This window comes from Oceanobacillus alkalisoli (assembly GCF_021556485.1).
GTDB classification, from domain to species: domain Bacteria; phylum Bacillota; class Bacilli; order Bacillales; family Amphibacillaceae; genus Oceanobacillus; species Oceanobacillus alkalisoli.
In genome coordinates this window covers 166019-187851 of record NZ_JAKGBW010000004.1, presented here as the reverse complement: position 1 = coordinate 187851, position 21833 = coordinate 166019, and the positions used below count along the sequence as shown (strand labels likewise).

Sequence of the window (21833 nt, the reverse complement as noted above, 5' to 3'; positions counted from 1 at the left end):
GGGAAATCCATGAGTAAGGGACATGTTACACAAGTAATGGGTCCTGTTGTCGACGTAAAGTTCGAAGACGGACAGCTTCCTGATATTTACAACGCCCTTGAAGTAGATATCAACGTAAATGGAGCGGAAAGCAAGCTTACATTGGAAGTTGCACTTCACCTTGGTGACAACAGTGTCCGTACGATTGCAATGTCATCTACGGATGGCGTACAACGCGGTGCGCCTGCTACAGACTTAGGCAGACCAATCTCTGTACCAGTCGGAGATGTTACATTAGGAAGAGTATTTAACGTATTAGGTGAGAACATTGACCTGGACGAACCACTCGCTTCAGACGTTCGTTTAGACCCGATTCACCGTAATGCACCTGAATTTGAAGAGCTGTCAACAGAAACAGAAATCCTTGAGACAGGAATTAAAGTTGTTGACTTGCTTGCTCCTTATATTAAAGGTGGTAAAATTGGATTGTTCGGTGGTGCCGGTGTAGGTAAAACCGTACTGATTCAGGAACTAATCAACAACATCGCTCAAGAGCACGGCGGTATTTCGGTATTTGCTGGAGTTGGAGAGCGTACACGTGAAGGTAATGACCTTTACTTTGAAATGAAAGACTCTGGAGTTATTGCGAAAACAGCAATGGTATTCGGTCAAATGAACGAACCACCTGGGGCACGTATGCGTGTTGCCTTGACGGGTCTAACGATGGCTGAATATTTCCGTGATGAACAAGGCCAGAACGTTTTACTGTTCATTGATAACATCTTCCGTTTCACACAAGCAGGTTCCGAGGTTTCTGCGCTACTAGGCCGTATGCCTTCAGCGGTAGGTTACCAGCCGACACTTGCAACAGAAATGGGACAGTTACAAGAACGAATTACATCAACGCAAAAAGGTTCCGTAACATCGATCCAAGCGATTTACGTACCTGCGGATGACTACACGGACCCGGCTCCGGCAACGACATTCGCACACCTTGACGCGACAACGAACCTTGACCGTAAGCTTTCCGAGCAAGGTATCTACCCGGCAGTGGATCCATTAGCATCCACATCCCGTGCCCTTGACCCGGAAATCGTAGGGGAAGAGCACTACCAAGTAGCGACAGAAGTACAACAAACACTTCAGAAATATCGTGAACTACAAGATATCATCGCAATCCTTGGGATGGATGAGTTGAGTGAAGAGGACAAATTGACGGTTGCTCGTGCACGACGTATCCAGTTCTTCTTATCACAAAACTTCCACGTTGCCGAGCAGTTCACTGGTCAGCCAGGTTCTTACGTGCCAGTAAGCGAAACGGTAAAAGGGTTCAAAGAAATTCTTGAAGGTAAATATGACGATCTTCCAGAGGATGCATTCCGTCTGGTAGGAAGCATTGAAGAAGTTGTGGAAAAAGCAAAACAATCACAATAAAAAATGGAAGAAGTGAGTAAGGATGAGATTTTCCTGCTTGCTTCTTACCAATATTAGGAGGGGTTTATCCTGAAAACACTAAATGTGAGTGTTGTAACTCCTAGTGGTACAGTTCTGGAAGAGGATTATGAAATGATCGTCTGTATGACGGAAGATGGGGAATTAGGTATTCTGCCAAATCATATTCCTTTAGTAGCTCCATTAGCGATAGGTGTCGCTCGTTTAAAGAAAAATGACGAAACTTATAAAGTGGCAGTAAGTGGCGGTTTCATGGAAGTACGACCTGATAAAGTAACTATCTTAGCGCAAACTGCCGAAAAAGCAAGCGACATTGATGTCGCCCGCGCAAAAGAGGCGAAAGAACGGGCAGAACGTCGCTTACAAGCGAAACAAGACGATACCGACTTCCGGAGAGCTGAATTAGCACTCAAACGCGCAATGAATCGCCTTGACGTAGGCGGAAAATAAAAAACAAAATCTCTTATGACACCACATGTTATAAGAGATTTTTTCATTGGGACAGGGGCTCAGAGCGTCTGTCCCACTCAGGGGTGGGACAATCGCTCTGACCCCCTGTCCCGGTTTCCGGATATCATTTCCCGGGAAATATCGACAATAATATTCCTTTTGGGAGGGCTTTTTATGTTTTCAATTGGACAGTTTGCGCTAATTGGAATGGTTTCGCACCTGTTTTTCATTTGGCTCGCATGGCGAGTCATGCTCAAGTTAAATTTCGACCCAATCATCCGAAAAGGTCATCCGCAAGAAGGCAGGATTTTCTTGCTCTTCCTCGCTATCGTGATTGGAACAGGTGTCAGCAGATTCGTCCTCGACATCTTACAATGGTCACAGGATTTGCTCTACCTGTTTTAACTATTAGCGCTATCAGCTGAATTAGCATAGCGTAAAGTTACGCCTAAGTGGATTAAATCCGAACAAATCTGTTGCCAATCTTTGGGAATGAATTGCTCGGATTTTCTCCAATTCTATCAATCTATGAATAAATCCCCGACACTTGTCCATACTGGAATTAATCAAATGGAGAGGGGCAATTATGATGCAACATATTCTTTTATCTTTTCTAATCGCAACATTTATAACACTGACAGGATCAACTCCTGCAAACACACAAATAGACCCACTACATACCCTAACTAATATTACATCCACAAATGAATTACCGCTAACAGGCTGGGAAGTGACATTAAAAGAAACGATTCACACAACTAATTTCGAACGAATTGTGAATAATAACCGAAATAGTCATTTCGTATCTAGAACAGAAGATGAAAATAGTATAAAATTTAACTTTGTGAGTGCTGAAAAACCGGCACAAATTACAGTTGAAAAACGAATGGTTATAACGAAGGATAATCCAAGACAAATTGAATTGATCGCTGTCCTAAAAGGGGACACATGGAATGAGTCTGTTCAAAAGGAATATGACCAAGCACGTGAAAATCTTCTGAATAAACTGTTCTACAAAAATGTCAAATCATTTACTTGTATCGAAGTAGTAGAAGGTGATACAATAGAGAGTAGAGCGATTATTGAACTTTTTTCAGAATCTCTCCAGTTGGTACATAGAGAAGAACAGTATGATTCATTCGAAATGTCCAAGCTTAAAAAGATGATATACGGGTATACACCATTATGGAATGATAAGTTTATTGTCGAAGGTATACCTTACAACTTGCAAATTGCTACAGCCGAAAAGGATTCGGGAGAGCTAGTTTACATGATAGGAACACCTATCCTAATTACTGAATACTAATATCTAGAAATAAGGATTTGAAGGAGATTTATAAATATGGAAAAAATCATCGTAAGAGGTGGACAGCAACTACGCGGCACAGTAAAAATAGAAGGTGCCAAGAATGCCGTACTGCCGGTTTTGGCTGCGAGCTTAATTGCCAGCGAAGGCAAGAGTGTCATAACAGACGTCCCTGTTTTAGCTGATGTCTATACCATCAATGAAGTACTAAAGAATTTAAATGCAGATGTAGAATTTAATGCAAATACAAATACCGTAGAAATTGATGCTTCCAAGGAATTACGAACAGAGGCCCCATTTGAATATGTACGTAAAATGCGCGCATCTGTGCTTGTCTTGGGACCATTACTTGCCCGATACGGCCATGCTAACGTCGCGATGCCCGGCGGCTGTGCAATCGGATCTCGTCCAATCGACCTTCATCTGAAAGGCTTTGAAGCTATGGGAGCAGACATTCACGTCGGCAATGGTTTCGTTGAAGCAAAAGCGGATGGTCGTCTTCAAGGTGCAAAAATTTATCTCGATATGCCGAGTGTCGGTGCAACAGAGAATATCATGATGGCAGCATCCCTTGCAGAGGGAACGACGATTATCGAAAATGCAGCGAAAGAACCTGAAATCGTTGACTTAGCTAACTATCTGAATAAAATGGGTGCTGATATCGTTGGAGCAGGAACAGAAACGATTCGTATTCACGGGGTGGAAAAGCTTCACGGCACAAGCCACACAATCATTCCCGACCGTGTCGAAGCAGGCACCTTCATGGCTGCAGCTGCAATTACAGGCGGAAATGTTTTAGTGGAAAATGTGGAGAGTGAGCATCTTCGTTCCGTTATTTCAAAGATGGAAGAAATGGGTGTATCGATTGAAGAAGAAGGGACCGGCCTCCGTGTTATCGGACCGGAATACTTTAAATCAACCGACGTCAAAACACTGCCATACCCAGGTTTCCCAACCGACATGCAATCCCAGATGATGGCTCTCATGTTGAAAGCAAATGGCACAAGTGTGCTGACAGAAACGGTTTTTGAGAATCGTTTTATGCATGTGGAAGAGTTCAGGAGAATGAACGCCAAAATCAAAATAGAAGGGCGTAGTGTGATCATTGAGGGCTTAAATGACCTTCAAGGCGCAGAGGTCGCAGCAACTGATCTGCGCGCTGCTGCTGCGCTTATTTTAGCAGGCCTTGTAGCAGAAGGACATACCCGCGTTACACAACTAAAGCATCTTGACCGCGGATACGTGAATCTTGTTGGAAAGCTTGCTGCATTAGGTGCAGATATTGTGCGTGTTGATGAGTTCGACAATGTGATTGAAACAACTACAGAAATAAATGAATTAAACGAAGAAACAGTTGCAAAGTTATCATAAATAAATTCCCCGGTCATTCCAGCCCGGGTACAAAATAAAACACCCCTATTTCAGAAAAAAATATCTGGTAGGGGTTATTTGTATTTTCTCCGACTTGGATATCACACGAATTTCTTAATAAACTGCAATTTCACAGGTCTATTTCTCGTTTTTTCGTATAAATATAATAGTAGATTGCAATACTAGGCTGTGCAGAAGAAGGAGTGAAAATCGAATCTCCCTGCACGGCAAGTCAGCGACAAGGAGGGAATTTGTGAAAAGTCCGAAGAAAAACGCCCATATCCAGAAACTGCTCAAGAAAAAATCACAATTGAAAGCAATATCGAGCAAGCCAAAGCTTCAAACAATGAAACGAAAGCCCCCCCCTTCCATCAACCGAAAGGGTTCCGCTTATTTCAGGCATCATCAGTTCTCTTACCGGCTGCCGCTCATCCTGCTGTTTGCATCCCTGCTTATCCTCATTATTGCCGTCCCGAGTCTGATTGTACTGCCGCTCAACAAAAGTAACGAAGCAACAGAGCCAGCGGATGATTTTACGATAACGAATGAAAGTCAAGAAGCAAATCAGAAGGCAATATCCGTCGCAGTCATGCGGACAAAAGCAGATGTCGTTGAAGATGTTTCATTAGAAGATTATATCGTCGGTGTCGTCGCTGCGGAAATGCCTGCAACCTTTGAAATAGAGGCACTGAAAGCTCAAGCGCTCGCAGCTCGGACATATACGGTCAATCATCTCCTCGCAAATGATGAGGATTCCTATGATATTACCGATACGGTGCAACACCAAGTATATAAGAATAGTGAGGAGCTGAAGCAGCAATGGGGCAGTGCCTATGAAGATAATATGCAAAAGATTAAGGCGGCGGTGGAAGCAACACGCGGAGAGATTCTAACGTATGAAGATGACCCGATTATGCCTGCCTATTTTTCAATGAGTAATGGTTACACGGAAAACTCGGAGGACTATTGGGAAAATGAACTGCCTTATTTGCGAAGTGTGCCAAGCCCATGGGATTTAGAAAACCCGAAGCTTGTTAATCAAGAAACATTTACGAAAGCGGAACTGGAAGAGCGTCTTGCCATTACGATATCCGAAGATGCCGCCGAGCATATTACGATAGCCCGGCTCGACAGCGGCCGAGTCAGCCAGTTTATGGTTGAAGACAATACATTTACGGGTAGGGAAATTCGCGATAAGCTTGAGCTCCGTTCCACTGATTTTTCCGTCAAACAAACGAATGATCATTATATTTTCACGACGAAAGGAAATGGTCATGGCATCGGGATGAGTCAGTTTGGTGCGGATAGCATGGCAAAAGAAGGAAAAAACTATGAAGAAATCGTGAAACATTATTACCAAGGAATTGATATAAGTACACTAGATGAAGCAGCTCCAACCCTCGTCTCAAGATAGACGGGGGTTTTCCTGATTTCATAGGAAACAATAAAATAAAAATACAGTGGATAACTTTAATTACTAGCGTTAGCCACGTCCGCGCTGCGCCAGCAACTATCAAACTTCACAATCCTCCAATCGATAAAGAAGACTCGGCCGTTCGATCTTTGTGAGGCTTAGTCGCCCTTATACCCTTGTGGTGAAAGTCAACATCAACTCACTATCGTCGCCTGAGTTTCCTTTACCTCCCATCCTGGGAGGCACAGTTTGTACGGTGCTGCGACTACTGGATGTGCTAGTGCAGGTGTTGCGAAGACAATCGCGTTTTTAACCTGCAAGGGCGCTTCCGCCTTTGTTATATAATCCCTTAATTTCCCCTTAACAACTGAAATAATACATGTTTTTGAAAAATATTGCCTTGCAGATGTATAGGTTTTCTATTTTCTGAACAGAATGGTTGTTGAGGTGATGAAGAAATGAATGAGGAAAACAAATTCGGTCCAAAAAAACGTTGGACACGCATTTTCCGTAAACGGTGGTTCTTCCCAAGTCTTTATTTGGTCCTAGCAGCTCTATTAATCTCAGCTGTCGTCTGGTATCAAAACAATGGAGACGAGCAGGATATTGTCGAGGAGTGGGATCAGACGGATGAGTATTCTCCGGTCCTGAATGATGAGGACGCTGAACCTGTAATGGAACAGCAGGAAGTCGTTCAATTGCCTGTAGCAGACAGTGAAGAAGCACAAATTGTAACGAAGTTTTTTGATTATAACGCAGACGAATCAGAGAAGGTAAATGCCCTAATCCATTACAACAATCGTTATTATCAAAGCACAGGAATTGATATCGCAACTGAAGATGGGGAAAGCTTTGAAGTAGTCGCTGCGTTAAGTGGAACAGTCGCTGAGGTTAAAGAAGATCCGCTATTAGGGAATGTTGTCGTAATCGATCACGCGGACGACGTGAAAACCTATTATGCAAGTCTTGGTGAAGTGAATGTTGAAGCAGATGCTGAAGTAAAACAGGGAGAAGCAATTGGTACAGCCGGACAAAATAAATTCGGAACCGAGCATGGCAATCATGTCCATTTCGAAGTCCGAAAAGGCGACACACCAGTTAACCCTGAAGCAGTGTTGAATCAACCGCTCGCAAAGCTTGATGGGATCATCGATTCAGGCGAATCAACAGAAGATGTAGCGGATGAAGCTGAAGAGTCTGAAGATGTAACAGAAGAAGCTGAAGAAACAGAGCCGGCAGAGGAAACAGATGCAGTCGATCAGCCAGAGGAAACGGACGAACAGGACGAAGATGCTGATGCCGAAAACGACGAATCTGACGCTGGAGCAGAAGAAGAACAACCAGAAGATCAAGAGGAAACAGAAGAAAACACAGAAGAATAAATTTTGAGAAAACACCTTGGCCCTAGAAGCCAAGGTGTTTTTACGTGGCGGCGGAACAGATGGGGTGATGGGGTGAGAGCATTTGTCCCAGTGGGACATTGCCTCTGACCCCGTTGTCCCTCCGAACTGGGACAAACGCTCTGACCCCCTGTCCCAAAAGATTTATTCATATTCGGTTGGTGCTTGTAATAAAATGTTACAAACCAACCAAGATTTTAGTGCTGAGGTGAATGAGCATACTAGTGACTTTTTCTAATCCTGCAATGATGCAAATTACATAGACTAACTTTTCGGTTCAGTTGACAGCATTGAATAATAAGCCCCGGTTGAAGAGATAAGAGATGACACCTCAGAACGATCAACTTAGGAGGCGAACGGTGTGCATGATTACATCAAAGAAAGAGCAATCCGTATTGGACAGCATGTGATTGAAACGAGAAAGACAGTCCGCAAAATCGCCAAAGAATTCGGGGTCTCGAAAAGTACCGTCCATAAAGATTTGACTGAACGTTTACCCGAAATCAATCCCGAACTTGCCGGTCAGGTAAAAGAAGTGCTCGAATATCATAAAGCGATCAGGCACTTGCGCGGCGGGGAAGCGACGAGACAAAAATATAAACAGGAGAACCTCGTGAAGTGAACATCTCCCGGAATTGATAAAACTTCATGCTACTAGTCGCTACCCCGGATTAGTAGCCCATTTTTTTAACAAGTTTCTTCAAGCATTTATCCGCTCCATCATCCTCAGGCAAAGCCAATCAAAATTTCACAAAATAATTATCAATAAAAGAAGTTAAATGAGGCAAACTGTGATAAAATATGTTATTAGTAGCATTGTGTCTAAACCACGATGTAAGACAAGTTAATTTGGGAGGACCTAGATAGAATGTTTTCTAGAGATATTGGAATAGACCTTGGAACCGCCAACGTTTTAATTCATGTAAAAGGAAAAGGAATTGTGTTGAATGAACCAGCTGTAGTAGCGATGGACCGAAATACTGGAAGAGTGCTTGAAGTCGGAGAAGAAGCTCGTCGCATGGTTGGTCGGACACCGGGAAATATAGAAGCAATTCGCCCGCTGAAGGATGGGGTAATTGCTGATTTTGACGTAACGGAAGCGATGTTAAAGCATTTTATTAATAAAATCAATGTAAAAGGCCTGTTTACAAAACCACGCATGCTCATTTGCTGCCCGACGAACATTACGAAAGTCGAACAGAAAGCGATTAAAGAAGCAGCGGAAAAATCAGGCGGGAAAAAAGTATATCTGGAAGAAGAGCCCAAGGTTGCAGCAATCGGTGCTGGAATGGAAATTTACCAGCCAAGCGGAAACATGGTTGTCGATATCGGTGGTGGAACGACAGATGTGGCCGTTCTTTCCATGGGTGGCATTGTAACCTCTGAATCCATTAAAATGGCAGGGGATAATTTTGATGCGGAAATTTTACAGTATATTAAGAAAAAGTATAAGCTTTTAATCGGGGAGCGGACAGCTGAAGAAATTAAAATCAGTGTCGCAACCGTGTTTGAAGGTTCGCGTGATGAATCCCTTGAGATTCGTGGTCGGGACATGGTGAGTGGTCTTCCGCAAACAATTACCGTAAACTCCAAAGAAATTGAAGAGGCTCTCCGTGAGCATGTTTATTTAATTGTACAAGCAGCTAAAACAGTCCTCGAGCAAACTCCACCGGAATTATCTGCTGATATTATCGACCGCGGTGTCATCCTTACAGGTGGCGGTGCTCTGATTCACGGGATGGACCAATTGCTCGCAGAAGAATTGAAAGTGCCTGTATTTGTAGCAGAAGAGCCGATGAGCTGTGTTGCCAAAGGAACAGGGATCATGCTTGAGAATATTGATAAGATTGAACGGAAGAAGATTGGCTAAAAGCAAGGCGGAAGCGCACGTTTAGCAACTTTAGCTATCCATAATTTAAAAAATCCTGAACGCTAAAAGGAGGAAACCATGTGTTACGAGGATTCTACACCGCTGCAAGTGGCATGATAACCCAGCAGCGCCACCAGGAAGCACTAGGGAATAATATGGCGAATATGAATACACCTGGATACAAAGCAGATCAAGCAACAATCCGATCTTTCCCGGAAATGCTGCTGCAAGCCCAAGGGAAAAAACAGCTTCCCGTGAACCGGAATGCGAATCTCCGTATAAATGAGACGATCGGTTCCATGAATACGGGTGTCTACGTCCAGGAATTCGTGCCTGACTTTGCCCAGGGCGACATCCAGGAAACAACTATCAGTACAGACCTCGCCATTACGCAAGGGGAAGTACCGGACGAGACAGGCGGCATCTTTTTCCGTGTGCAAAATGAAGCAGGGGAAGAGCGCCTTACTCGGAACGGAAATTTTACCGTTGACGGGAACGGTTTTCTTGTCACGAATCAGGGCTATTACGTGTTAAACAGTGCTGGTGCGCCGATTGAAACAGGAGGCAGAGATTTTACCGTAACAAATGCGGGATTGCTTCAGATGGATACGGAAACGATTCAGCTTGGACTAGCCTATACAGCTGATGTGAATGAACTGACGAAAGAAGGCGACAATCTGTACAACGGAGAAGCGGGAGCAATGCCAGCTGATGCTCGATTTGCCGTTCAGCAAGGCTTTCTTGAAGGATCGAATGTGGACGGTGCAACGACAATGACGGACCAGTTGAATGCTTACCGGATGTTTGAACTCAATCAGCGTGTCTTACGGGCATACGATGAAAGCTTAGGGAAAACAGTATCTGAAATCGGCCGTCTCGGTTAATTTTGGAGCGGATTGGAGGTTTTAATCCATGTCACGAACGATGATCCAAGCAGCGGTGACAATGAATCAGCTGCAACAGAAACTGGACTTGATTGGACATAATATGGCAAATAGCCAAACACCAGGCTACAAAACGAGAAATGCGGAATTTTCCTCTTTATTAACCCAGCAAATCAATAATCTGAACACCCCGGAAAACGCGGTGAATCGTCTTACGCCAGAAGGTATTCGTGTCGGTTCAGGGGCAAGGCTAGGAGCAATCAACAATGATTTATCCATTGGTGCCTTGCAGACGACGAACCGGGCGCTTGACCTTGCGCTTCGCAACGGGCGGCATTTTTTCCAGATTCAAACTGGTGAGCCGGGAGCGATTGAGACGAATTATACACGTGATGGAAGTTTTTATTTGCAGAGGACGAGTGCGGCAGCGGATTCGGTGATGCTGACAAATGGTGACGGCGAGCCAGTCCTTGGGCAAAATGGTGGCCCGATCGTCATTGCGAACGGATTTGAAGGAATCGAAGTTCGGGATAACGGGCAAATCGTAGTTGAGCGGGGAGGCCAGCTTGAAGTAGCTGGAGCAATCGCCATTGTTGAAATTACCCGGCCGCATGTACTGGAAGCAGTGGGTGGCAATCTCTTCCGCTTACCAGACGCTGATGAACACGGGTTTGCGGTAAATGAAGTCGCTTTGCCGGTTGGTATTATCGATTCATTAGTTGAAAGCGGGATACTGGAGCAGGCGAATGTTGATTTAGCAGCTCAGATGTCAGAATTACTAATGGCACAACGCGCCTACCAATTCAATGCCCGGACGATTTCAACGACCGATCAGATGATGGGTCTTATCAATCAACTGAGAAGTTAACATTAAGGAGATCGAACGATGTCAACAAAGCAATTGAAGCAAGCTGAAACAGCGAAGGAACAAAAAACAAAAGGTTCGAAAAAAGAGCAGGAGAAGCGAAATGAAAAGCGGAACAACTCGTTAAGAGTACGGGTGTTTCCGATTTGGCTGCGGATCATCATCGTTATCATTCTCGCCATATTTGCCCTTGTAGCAGGGCTTATGATTGGTTTTGGGATAATTGGTGATGGAAACCCGATAGACGCGTTAAAAGTGGAAACCTGGCGGCATATCATCGACATCGTTATAAAATAATAATATATTAAAAAGGACATAGGTTGGTGAAAGCCTATGTCCTTTTTAATGCAAGTATAGGAGCGTTGTAAAATCTTGCATTTTTAAATCGGTCAGTCGACTCGTCTTCCAGTAACTAAGCGGAAAATAAGCACGATTAACGCAACGACTAAGAGTAAGTGGACAAGACCGCCACCAACATCAAATGAAAAGCCTAATAGCCATAATACGAGCAATAGAACAATAATTGACCAAAGCATAGTGTATCCTCCTTCAGTAATTTTAAAATGCCTTCTTGTAAATGCGCTTATCTTTCTTTTTCCGTTTTCACTTGGAGTCAAACCTATAAACTTGATATAATCAAAACGAGCAAGCAAGAGGATATGGATTTACTCACTTGAAATATCCTGCTTTACCATAAAGAAAAGAGGAGAATCAACGATGAATATAGAAGAAATTAAAGCAATTATTCCACACCGTTATCCATTTCTGTTAGTCGATAAAATTGAGGAGATCGACGAGGCGAAACGCGCAGTCGGCATTAAAAATGTAACAATCAATGAACCGTTTTTCGAGGGGCATTTCCCCGACTATCCAGTCATGCCAGGTGTTCTGATTGTTGAGGCAATGGCTCAGGTAGGTGCAATTGCAGTATTGAATATGGAAGAGAATAAAGGGAAAATCGGCTTTCTCGCAGGGCTCGATAAATGCCGTTTTAAACGACAAGTAAAGCCAGGCGACCAGCTGCGTCTTGAAGTGGAAATCACCCGCATGAAAGGCCCGATCGGGAAAGGGAAAGGCCGGGCAACCGTTGATGGCGAGCTGGCTTGTGAAGCGGAAATTACGTTTTCGATTCAGTAGGTGAGTAAGTTGGTGGAGCGTTAATTCGTCAATGTGTATGATGTATGACTTTCGGGTAAAGTGGTTATGCTAAATTCGAGTAATTACTTTGATGGAAAAGGAGGCATACACAGATGATGAATAAATGGCTTCTCCGTATTGGTTCCCTTGTGTTGGCACTTACATTGATCACAGGGTGTGCAACAAATGATGACAATAATGATAACGAACCAATCGACGAAACACCTCTTGACCAAAACGAAGACAACCAAGATAACGGAGACAACCTAGAAAACAATGATAACGAAGACAACGACGACGCTGACATGATGGAAAGAGACGAAACAGACAGAGAAAAAGAACTCGACAGAGACGACACCCGCAACCGTTAATAAGCAAGACACGGGGACGAGGGGTCAGTGTAACTGTCCCACCTAGCCAGAGCCTCGTGTTCATCGCGCATACAAAAAAGAAACGGGTTATTCAAGATATTTTCTTGAATAACCCGTTTTATAGGTTGGGACAAAAGCTCTGACCCCAATGTCCCGATTAGACTTCCCACCAGTGGTTGCCGTCTTGGCTTAAGAGTTCGTCTGATTTTTTCGGTCCGGTTGAGCCGGATTCATAGTTCGGGAAGTTCGGTTGTTCTTTTTCCCATACTTCTAAAATCGGATCGATATATTTCCAAGATAAAGCAACTTCATCCCAGTGTGTAAAGTTTGTTGCATCCCCGATCATGCAATCATATAAAAGCTTTTCATATGCTTCCGGCGTGTTGATTGCAGGCATCGCACCTTGTTTATAACTAAGTTCAATCGGCTCGGCAAGCGCCTCAGAACCAGATTTTTTCGCATTCAGATAAAGGGCAATTCCTTCATCCGGTTGAATATTGATGACTAGTAAGTTCGGATGATGCTCCCGCTCGCTCTTGAAATAGAGATTCATCGGAATATCTTTGAACTCAATTACGATTCTCGTCTGCTTTTGCGCCATCCGTTTTCCAGTCCGAATATAGAACGGAACCCCGGCCCAGCGGTAGTTATCAATTAAAATTTTTCCAGCGACAAACGTTTCTGTATTGGAAAAGACGAGGTCTTCTGATTCTTTCCGGTAGCCAACTACTTCCTCATCATCCAGCACACCAGCCCCGTATTGTCCGCGGACGAAATGCTCATGTACTTGCTCGAGATCCAGCTCCCGAAGTGCGCGCAGCACTTTAATTTTCTCTGAACGGACTTCATCGGTTGTTAGACTAATTGGCGGCTCCATCGCAAGCAATGCAACCATCTGCAGAATATGGTTCTGCACCATATCCCGGATTGCTCCCGAATCATCATAATAGCGCGAACGGTCCTCGACACCGAGCGTTTCACTCGATGTGATTTGGATATTGGAAATAAAACGGTTATTCCACAAATGTTCAAAAATTCCATTTGCAAATCGGATCACTTCAATATTTTGCACCATTTGTTTACCAAGATAATGGTCAATCCGGTAAATTTGTTCCTCATCAAACGCTGCACGAATCTGGTTATTCAATTCTTTTGCTGATTCCAGATCATGCCCAAATGGCTTCTCAATAATCAAGCGAGTCCAGCCCGGTGTTTCTTTCAAGCCGTATTCCTGAAGACTATTTGCAATTCCCCCGAAAAATTCGGGCGCCATAGCTAAGTAAAATAGCCGATTTCCTTCTGTATCATACTGTGTTTCAAGCTGTTCCACCAATTCTTTCATGCGGTCGTAAGCTGTATCATCCGTCACATCAAACGATTGGTAGTGGAAATGCGATGCGAAATCATCCAGCCGTTCACATTCACCAAATGCCTGCTCGACTGATTCCTTTACATTATCGCGGAATACCTCATTGGACCAGTCTCTTCGCGCGAGCCCAATGACAGCGAAATCTCTACTAATCGTATTATTCCGCACGAGGCGGTATATGGAAGGGTATAGCTTTCGTTTTGCTAAGTCCCCTGTTGCTCCAAAGATCGTAATTAAAACTTTTGGCTTTATTTGTTCACTCATAAAACTTCCCTCACTTTGTTGGAATTAAATTTATTGTTCGTGTAACTGGCTGTAAAACTCCCACTTTACAGATTTTAAGCGGTAGGTCCGCACGCCCAGTAACGGCCCGATTGATTCAACTATCATTCCGCAGGGGTAAATAAACGCAAACAGAATGAAGTTTTATTTTATTGTAATGGAGTTTGAAAATTTAGCAATAGAAACGAACTAAAAGTCAGTGAATTGTTCAAGAGAAAGTATATTCAGAAGTGTGCAGCTTTTCAAAAATTAAATAATGGATATTATTTTTGAACCGTCAATTTCACGATAATTTGCCGGATGACCTCAGAAAACATTAATCCAATCGCAATTCCGCCGGCAAGGAGTGTTACCTCAACCGACAATTCAACCGCTGTCGTATAATCATTTTCGACAAAATGGCGCATCGCATTGTAGGCAAGTCCTCCCGGAACAAGTGGGATAATCCCCGAAATATTGAAAATAATAATCGGTACTTTAAAGAGGCGGGCACAGAAATAACTGAGCACCGACACGAACATGGCAGCGAAAATCGTCGCGGGCACATTATTCATTATGGCCGGTGTTAGAAAATAATAAAGCATCCAGCCGGACATCCCGACAAATCCGCATTGGATGAGGGATCTTTTCGGGGCACTGAATAAAATTCCGAACCCGCTTGACGCAATGAAGCTTGTAAGAAGTTGTGCAGCTATCGTCAAAAGAATCCCTCCTAGATAAAGGCGAAAATGAGCGATATACCAGCACCGATTGAGAATGCAGTCAATGTCGCTTCTACGCCCTTGGATATTCCGGAAAGCAGATGTCCTGCCACCATATCGCGAATCGCATTCGTAATATGGAGCCCTGGTACAAGCGGCATCACCGCCCCAATAATCACTTTATCAAGCTCCAGGCCGAAACCGTAATAAATGAAAAGGTAGGCACTGACCCCGATGACGAAAGCACCGAAAAACTCTGCCAAATAACGGATTTCAAGGAGCCGGTCCATTCCCGTCATTACTGCAAAGCCTAGACCTCCAGCAATAAAGGCAGGCAGAAAATCAATCCACGTCCCTTGGAACATAATGACAAAACAGCCGCTTACAAGCGCAGCAATTAATATCTGCAGCCAGACTTTATAGACAGAGGGTTCCGCTTCAACTTTTTGCAGATGGTCGTATGCTGTTTCAAGACTTAATTCCCCGGCAACAATTTTCCGGGAAATACTATTTACCTCAGCAATTTTATGTAAATCGGTCGGGCGCTTGGATATCCGGACAAAATTATTCACTTCCGTCATCCCTGCTGAAAAGTTAATTCCAGTAGGCGTCGCATGGCTTTGTGCATTTTCCACACCAAAAGCATGCGCCATCCGGTTCATCGTATCCTCCACACGATGCGTCTCCGCTCCGCTCATCAGCATAATCTTCCCAGCAATCATACAAACTTTCTCCACACGAGCCTCATCCCGCGAACCAATCACCAACACCATCAACCTCCCACCAAAACAAAAACACCTACCCAAATCATACACTGGGACATGGGGTCAGAGCAACTGTCCCAGTTCGAGCGGGTGAGACAATGGGGTCAGAGGCAATGTCCCACGATTGATTGGATCGGGCAAGGGGGTCAGTGCATTTGTTCCGTTCATTTCTAAAAATTTAATCTAAAAAAGCACTCATCTAAATAAGTGCTTTCCCTTTCAATCTTTTAAGTGCCACTACACTCAGCTCTGCACAGACAGAAATAAAAATATAAGTGCAATAATAGGAATAGCGTTTGACATCATAATCGCAATCATGGAAAGGTTATTTACGGCCTGCTTGCTTTCATCATCTGTTCCAACGCTCCGTTGTAAGAAGATGAAAAAAATCGAGAATGCAGCGAGCATGACAATGATAATCGCAGGTAGATAAATATCCTCCATTGGTACAGGCTCCATATTGACTAATCCAAGGATAAGTAAAACAATCGGTAAAGCTTCAATAACTGCTGTACTAATGAAGAAACTCCTGTGTGCTTCTCCGACTTGACTCGGATCTTCTTTCAGCCGCTCCACATTTTTCTTATACATCATTAATATTCCAAATACAGCTAGCGCAGCAGCTATGACAAAAATGTATACCCCCATAAATATCCCCCTTTGTCTATGTATTTAATTCATATATTCCTCATTCTAACAAAGCCTGGGCTACAAAAATACCCCTAAATTTACTAAATTATAGAAGGAAGCAGATGTGAGATTGGGACAAAAGCTCTGACCCCTTGTCCCATCTCTTCCAAAACTGGGACAACGCCTCCGTCCCCAAGTGCCCCACTGGGACAACTGCACTGACCCCAGTGTCCCGCCCCGAACCCGGTGTCCTGCCGGCAATCCTTCGATTAAATTTGCCCAACCAGCCTTTCTTTCGTTATAATTTAAACGATACGTGTAAGTTGTTTGGTGAATATGTTAATTAGGAGAATATTATGTTTAACTTTGTCGATCTAGCAATTGCTTTTACGATAGCACTTGTTTCGAGCTTTCTGCTTACGTACGCAGTAAAGAAGTTCGCGGTGAAAGTTGGAGCTGTAGATTTCCCGAACTATCGTAAAATCCATAAAGAAGTGAAGCCCAGATTAGGGGGCATTGCCATATTTTTAGGTGCAGTGCTAGGTATGCTGTATTTACAGCCTCACCATGAGCATTTGCCAGAGATACTCGCTGGAGCATTCGTCATCATCCTGACCGGTGCCCTTGACGACCGTTTCAGTATTAAACCGATAGCAAAACTAACCGGCCAGCTCATCGCCGCATCTTTTATCGTCTCATCCGGTCTGATTATCGAGCGGATTACATTGCCTGTCATCGGTATGATTGACCTCGGTTTTTTTAGCGTTCTCATCACCGTCCTCTGGATTGTCGGGATTACGAATGCCATCAACCTTATTGATGGCTTGGACGGGCTCGCAACCGGCGTAACAACGATTGCCTTAATTAGTATCTTTATTATGGCAGTCACAGATGCGCAGGTGATGGCAGCTTATCTTGCTATTGTACTGATTGGTGCGAATCTTGGGTTCCTTTATCATAACTTTTACCCGGCAAAAATATATATGGGGGACACCGGATCGAATTTTCTCGGCTTCATGATTGCCGTCATCTCGATGCTCGGTCTATTTAAAAACATAGCATTTTTAAGTTTCATCGTACCAATTATCGTACTTGCTGTACCGATTTTTGACACAATCGTTGCTATTATTCGCCGTGCTTATAATAAGGAAAACATCATGGGAGCCGATAACAAGCACATCCATTACCAGTTGATCAATGCCGGTTATAGCCACCGGAAAACGGTTATCATCATTTATATGTTTAGTGCAGCCTTTGGTGGCCTTGCGATTTTGTTTTCCGAGGCAAGTTTAAAATTTGCACTCCTCATTAGTGTTTTCGTATTTCTATTCCTCCACATCTTTGCCGAACTGGGAGGTATCGTCATGGGAGGAAAGCGTCCAGTAGTTGACCGCTTAAGAAGAATCCGCTGGAAATATAAAAAGCCGAAGCCAAAATCAGACAAAAAGAATAAAAAGGAAAGTTACCAGGACAATTGACTCATTCAATTGTCCTTTTTGAGCTCTGTGAAAAGTTTTACAGTCAAAAAAACCCTCTTATGATATAATTACTTTGCCAATTACTAGTCCAAATTGCTTATTAAGTAAAAAATACATACTAGAATGAATTTCATAATTACCCAAGTCGGCTATTCCATCACCATATGTAGTTGGGAACGAACCAACTCAACTACATATGGTGATGGTGAAGCATTAAATACGTATTATGAAATTCATTAACTAAAAGAACTGTAATGGACTTCCTAAAGGTGAATACTACATCCGAATTAACGATAGATATGCAAATAACTTACTACAATTACAAAGTAAAAGTAGACTTTACAGCCGGCAACAAATTTGAAAAAGAATTTAACGATGACTTTTACAGCGCCACGCCAATCACGGTTGGGAAGGAATATAACGGAACTATTATAAAAAGCAGTGAAAAAGATTATTACAAACTCAGGTTGGATAAACCTGGTAAATTTACCGCTTGCATCAATACAGAGGGAGCAAAAAGAACGAATAATATTACACTTGCGATCCTCGACGGGAAGAACAATACGTATGCAAGTTTTGGAAAAAAGATATCCTTAATGGGAGACGAATGTACCCATGTTGGACTTGATGCAGGGGAATATTACATCAAAGCGATATAAAGTGAAACTTCAATATAAAAAGGGAGGACTTTATGGATCAATTCATAAAGCCTCTCTTTTTTATTTTCAATACTATAAAACTATAGCAAAAGACCTATATTAAAAGTTTTTAACAAAACCTTCCATCGAATTTAACATTCATTTCGTATAGTGATGGTAGAGGTAAAATTCGAGGAGGAGAAAATATCATGTCATTAAAAAGAAAAATGGTAGCAGGATTATCAGCAGCAGCAATCGTTGCTTCCGGAACAATTCCTTTCAATGTGCTCGCAGACCCGATTCAACCCGACGAACCCCAAGCCGAGGCTCAATATAAAGCTGAGGTCATCGAACGAATTTTCGGTGCAGATCGTTATCGCACTTCTATTGAAATTAGCCAAGAGGGCTGGGAAGATGGTTCAGCTGAAAACGTAATTATCGCAAATGGATTGGAATTCGCTGATGCGCTTGCAGGTGTGCCACTTGCTCATGCGTGGGATGCACCGATTCTATTAACACCGAATGATCGCGTGCTGGAAGATACATTGGAAGAATTAGAGCGCTTAGGAGCTTCTGAAGTACATATTCTTGGTGGGAAAACAGCAGTAAGCGATGAAGCGGCTGAAGCAATTGAAAAAGCTGGCTACAACGTCAACCGTATTTTCGGAGATACGAGATATGAGACAGCAGCCGAGATTGCAGCGGAACTTACTGGCGGTCAAGCGGAAAAGGCAGTAATCGCAAGCGGCCAATCTTTCGCGGATGCATTGTCGATTGCTAGCATCGCAGCGCAAGAAAGTATCCCAGTTCTTCTCAGTCTTTCAGATCGTTTACCTGAAGCAACAAATGCAGAATTGGAAAAACTCGGTGTTACCGAAACGATTATCGTCGGTGGAGAAAATGTAATTTCTGAAGATGTTGCAAGCGAGCTTCCAGGAGCGGAAAGAATTCGAGGAAAAGACCGTTATGAAACAAATATCGCCCTACTTGAAGCTTTTAATGTGAACCCGGAAAATGTCTATGTAGCATCTGGTAAAGATTATGCCGATGCCCTCACGAGCGGAGTGCTTGCAGCAAAAGAAGGAGCGGCATTAACACTTGTTCATGACCGGATACCAGCATCTCTTGCACCATATTTAGAAGAAAACGAGCCGGGAAAAATTTCAATTTTTGGTGGAGAAGCTGCGGTTAGTTCATCGATCTATGAACAACTGCAAGGTTACGTGAAACCAGCAGAGGAAGAAGAGCATTTCAACTTAACGATTATGCATACGAACGACACTCATGCTAGTCTCGATGAGGTCGCAAAACGGGCAACAGCAGTGAAAAACGTGCGGGCTGAAAATCCTGAAGCATTACTTCTAGATGCAGGGGATGTTTTCACAGGCACATTGTACTTCAATGAATTCCTTGGACAAGCAGACTTGGAATTCATGAATTATATGCAGTATGACGCAATGACATTCGGAAACCATGAGTTCGACCTTGGCTCATCACCAGAAGGACACCAAGCGCTTGTTGACTTTGTCGAAGGTGCCATGTTCCCATTTGTCAGCAGTAATGTCGATTTCAGCAAGGATGAGAAATTCACTGGTCTCTTCAGTGATCTTGTGTCCTCTGAACCAGAAAACGGGAAAATTTACAATGGAATCATCAAAGAGGTTGAAGGGGAGCAAGTTGGAATCTTCGGACTGACGACAGCAGATACAGTCGGCATTTCAAGTCCTGGAGATATCGAATTTGAGGACTATCTGGAAGAAGCGGAAAAAGCAGTTCAAGCATTTGAAGATCAAGGCGTCGATAAAATCGTTGCAATCACCCATATCGGTTTCGATGATAACCCTGCCGTGGACAATGACTTAGAACTTGCTGCACAGGTTGATGGTGTCGATGTCATCGTTGGCGGACATAGTCATACTGTACTCGAAGAACCAGTCATCGTGGAAACGAATGAATTTGGCGAAGCGAAGGATCCTACCGTCATCGTACAGACAGGAAACGGCAATGCGAATCTCGGTCAGCTTGACGTTGAATTCGATGAGAACGGGGTAATCGTTGGCCAATCGGGTGAATTAATTCCAGTCAGCGAACAAGCAGAAGACCCGACAGCAGCACTTATGCTTCAAAAATATAAAGAGCAAGTAGAAGAAGTTTCCGGAGAAGAAATTGGTGTAACGTTGGAAGAACCGCTAACGAACCCACGAGCTGGGGACGAAGGCAATGAAACAGGTGAAAGTGTACGTAAAAACGAAACGATCCTCGGAAACATTATTACCGATGGCATGCTGCGTGCTGCAAAGGATTATGATGAGAACGTAATGATGGCACTGCAAAATGGCGGCGGAATCCGAGCGCCAATCGATGCTGGTCCCGTTACAGTCGGAGAAGTCATTACTGTTCTTCCATTCGGCAACACCCTGGCAATTGCAGATGTAACTGGTGCTGAATTGAAGGAAGCTTTTGAAATAAGTGTTGGTAATTATCCAAGCGAAAATGGCGGATTCCTGCATGTTGCCGGCGGTAAAGTTGAATTTGATGCATCCGAGCCAGCTGGAAACCGTGTTGTATCTGTAGCGTATGAAACGGCAGATGGCAGTTTTGTAGAAGTGGAAGATGATCAAACCTACACGATTGCTACCAATGCATTCACTGCAAAAGGTGGAGACGGGTTTACCGTTTTTGAAGAAGCATACGCAGAAGGCCGCGTAACCGACCTTGGACAATCGGATTGGGGCAACTTCAGCGACCAACTCGTGCGTCTCGGCAGTGACAACATTCCAACTGAAAAAGAAGGAAGAATTATCGAAGTGTCAGTTCAAGAATAAATTTATTGTTATATTTTTAAAAAGTGGTTCGTCAATTCATATGCTGGCGAGCCACTTTTCAATTAGTTGGTTCATGGTCATATAGTTGTTTGCACTCCACAAAATTGCTATAATATAAGCAGCATCCACGCAATTTTACCTCTACAATAAAATCCTCAGAAGGAAGTGAAAATTTGGCAAACACTCTAGTCAAAGAAGAAACTTCGCGCTACTCGCACCCGTACCTGAAAAAATTGGAAAATCCACATGATAAGCTTTTTAAAGAAACGTTCAGTCATCTGAAAGTGACGAAAAGCTTCTTACACAACTACTTGCCGCCCGAAGTGATGAAATACCTTGATACGGACACATTAAACTTGGAGAAGGATAGCTTTATCAATAAAGAACTCAAAGAAAACTATTCCGATTTACTTTTCAGCGCGAATATCGACGGGAAAGAAAGCTATGTTTATTTTTTGTTTGAACATAAGAGCTACCCCGATAAAACCGTTCATTTTCAGTTGCTGAAGTATATGGCAGAGATTTGGGATTTGAAAATGCGAAAAGAAAATTTGAATAAATCTGGACGCATTTATAAAACGAGTAAAAAAATAAATATCCAGAAGGAGGCGAAATCGCAATGAGTTTAGCAGAAATTCTTCGTGAAG

At 43.3% G+C, this 21833-nt stretch carries 23 protein-coding genes; 18 read left to right on the top strand and 5 right to left on the bottom strand.

Annotated features, from left to right (window positions below):
• The first annotated feature begins 9 nt into the window (after nt 1-9).
• The 12 genes from atpD to LZD48_RS06075 all read left to right on the top strand — a co-directional run bounded on the left by atpD (nt 10) and on the right by LZD48_RS06075 (nt 11288).
• The gene (gene atpD, locus LZD48_RS06130; RefSeq protein ID WP_235761859.1) at nt 10-1413 is read left to right on the top strand and encodes a F0F1 ATP synthase subunit beta; all 1404 of its coding nucleotides are present in this window, start codon (nt 10-12) and stop codon (nt 1411-1413) included.
• 69 nt (nt 1414-1482) lie between these two features.
• Nucleotides 1483-1881 (top strand): F0F1 ATP synthase subunit epsilon, encoded by a 399-nt coding sequence (locus tag LZD48_RS06125; RefSeq protein ID WP_235761928.1) that lies wholly within the window; start codon nt 1483-1485, stop codon nt 1879-1881.
• A 174-nt stretch (nt 1882-2055) separates the two neighbouring features.
• The gene (locus LZD48_RS06120; RefSeq protein ID WP_235761858.1) at nt 2056-2286 is read left to right on the top strand and encodes a DUF1146 family protein; all 231 of its coding nucleotides are present in this window, start codon (nt 2056-2058) and stop codon (nt 2284-2286) included.
• Nucleotides 2287-2467: 181 nt separating this feature from the next.
• Nucleotides 2468-3187: a YwmB family TATA-box binding protein gene (locus LZD48_RS06115; RefSeq protein WP_235761857.1), complete on the top strand. Its 720-nt coding sequence runs from the start codon at nt 2468-2470 to the stop codon at nt 3185-3187.
• A 36-nt stretch (nt 3188-3223) separates the two neighbouring features.
• Nucleotides 3224-4558, top strand: a complete 1335-nt coding sequence (gene murA / locus LZD48_RS06110; RefSeq protein WP_235761856.1) for a UDP-N-acetylglucosamine 1-carboxyvinyltransferase — start codon at nt 3224-3226, stop codon at nt 4556-4558.
• 253 nt (nt 4559-4811) lie between these two features.
• A complete protein-coding gene (gene spoIID / locus LZD48_RS06105) occupies nt 4812-5972 on the top strand; it encodes a stage II sporulation protein D (protein WP_235761855.1) in 1161 nt (386 codons plus the stop codon).
• A 458-nt stretch (nt 5973-6430) separates the two neighbouring features.
• Complete coding sequence (gene spoIIQ, locus LZD48_RS06100) at nt 6431-7354, top strand: stage II sporulation protein SpoIIQ (RefSeq protein ID WP_235761854.1); 924 nt, start codon at nt 6431-6433, stop codon at nt 7352-7354.
• Nucleotides 7355-7733: 379 nt separating this feature from the next.
• Entirely contained in the window at nt 7734-7994 is a 261-nt protein-coding gene (spoIIID, locus tag LZD48_RS06095) for a sporulation transcriptional regulator SpoIIID (protein WP_310739782.1), read from the top strand.
• 246 nt (nt 7995-8240) lie between these two features.
• On the top strand, nt 8241-9242 hold the full coding sequence (locus LZD48_RS06090; protein ID WP_235761853.1) for a rod shape-determining protein: 1002 nt from the start codon (nt 8241-8243) through the stop codon (nt 9240-9242).
• Between the two features lie 80 nt (nt 9243-9322).
• Entirely contained in the window at nt 9323-10126 is an 804-nt protein-coding gene (locus LZD48_RS06085) for a flagellar hook-basal body protein (RefSeq protein ID WP_235761852.1), read from the top strand.
• A gap of 28 nt (nt 10127-10154) precedes the next feature.
• Nucleotides 10155-10994, top strand: coding sequence for a flagellar hook-basal body protein (locus LZD48_RS06080; protein WP_235761851.1), 840 nt, complete (start codon nt 10155-10157; stop codon nt 10992-10994).
• Nucleotides 10995-11012: 18 nt separating this feature from the next.
• A complete protein-coding gene (locus LZD48_RS06075) occupies nt 11013-11288 on the top strand; it encodes a DNA-directed RNA polymerase subunit beta (RefSeq protein ID WP_235761850.1) in 276 nt (91 codons plus the stop codon).
• A gap of 92 nt (nt 11289-11380) precedes the next feature.
• Here LZD48_RS06075 and LZD48_RS06070 read toward each other — a convergent pair whose 3' ends face one another.
• On the bottom strand, nt 11381-11527 hold the full coding sequence (locus tag LZD48_RS06070) for a lmo0937 family membrane protein (protein WP_235761849.1): 147 nt from the start codon (nt 11525-11527) through the stop codon (nt 11381-11383).
• 181 nt (nt 11528-11708) lie between these two features.
• Here LZD48_RS06070 and fabZ point away from each other — a divergent pair, with 181 nt between their 5' ends.
• Nucleotides 11709-12128, top strand: coding sequence for a 3-hydroxyacyl-ACP dehydratase FabZ (gene fabZ, locus LZD48_RS06065; protein ID WP_235761848.1), 420 nt, complete (start codon nt 11709-11711; stop codon nt 12126-12128).
• 116 nt (nt 12129-12244) lie between these two features.
• Nucleotides 12245-12499, top strand: coding sequence for a hypothetical protein (locus LZD48_RS06060; protein WP_235761847.1), 255 nt, complete (start codon nt 12245-12247; stop codon nt 12497-12499).
• Nucleotides 12500-12656: 157 nt separating this feature from the next.
• On the opposite strand, the gene zwf is transcribed toward LZD48_RS06060, so the two are convergent.
• The 4 genes from zwf to LZD48_RS06040 form a co-directional block, all read right to left on the bottom strand.
• Nucleotides 12657-14132 (bottom strand): glucose-6-phosphate dehydrogenase, encoded by a 1476-nt coding sequence (zwf, locus tag LZD48_RS06055; protein ID WP_235761846.1) that lies wholly within the window; start codon nt 14130-14132, stop codon nt 12657-12659.
• Between the two features lie 281 nt (nt 14133-14413).
• Entirely contained in the window at nt 14414-14851 is a 438-nt protein-coding gene (locus LZD48_RS06050) for a threonine/serine exporter family protein (RefSeq protein ID WP_255770725.1), read from the bottom strand.
• Between the two features lie 11 nt (nt 14852-14862).
• Nucleotides 14863-15624, bottom strand: coding sequence for a threonine/serine exporter family protein (locus LZD48_RS06045; RefSeq protein WP_438822747.1), 762 nt, complete (start codon nt 15622-15624; stop codon nt 14863-14865).
• 234 nt (nt 15625-15858) lie between these two features.
• Entirely contained in the window at nt 15859-16263 is a 405-nt protein-coding gene (locus LZD48_RS06040; RefSeq protein WP_235761845.1) for a hypothetical protein, read from the bottom strand.
• A gap of 338 nt (nt 16264-16601) precedes the next feature.
• Between LZD48_RS06040 and LZD48_RS06035 the strand changes: the two genes are divergently transcribed.
• From LZD48_RS06035 to LZD48_RS06020, 4 genes are all read left to right on the top strand, one after another.
• A complete protein-coding gene (locus tag LZD48_RS06035; protein ID WP_235761844.1) occupies nt 16602-17723 on the top strand; it encodes a glycosyltransferase family 4 protein in 1122 nt (373 codons plus the stop codon).
• Nucleotides 17724-17992: 269 nt separating this feature from the next.
• Nucleotides 17993-18382, top strand: a complete 390-nt coding sequence (locus LZD48_RS06030; protein WP_235761843.1) for a hypothetical protein — start codon at nt 17993-17995, stop codon at nt 18380-18382.
• 188 nt (nt 18383-18570) lie between these two features.
• On the top strand, nt 18571-21186 hold the full coding sequence (locus LZD48_RS06025; RefSeq protein ID WP_235761842.1) for a cell wall-binding repeat-containing protein: 2616 nt from the start codon (nt 18571-18573) through the stop codon (nt 21184-21186).
• Nucleotides 21187-21359: 173 nt separating this feature from the next.
• A complete protein-coding gene (locus tag LZD48_RS06020; protein ID WP_235761841.1) occupies nt 21360-21809 on the top strand; it encodes an Rpn family recombination-promoting nuclease/putative transposase in 450 nt (149 codons plus the stop codon).
• The last annotated feature ends 24 nt before the right edge of the window (nt 21810-21833 follow it).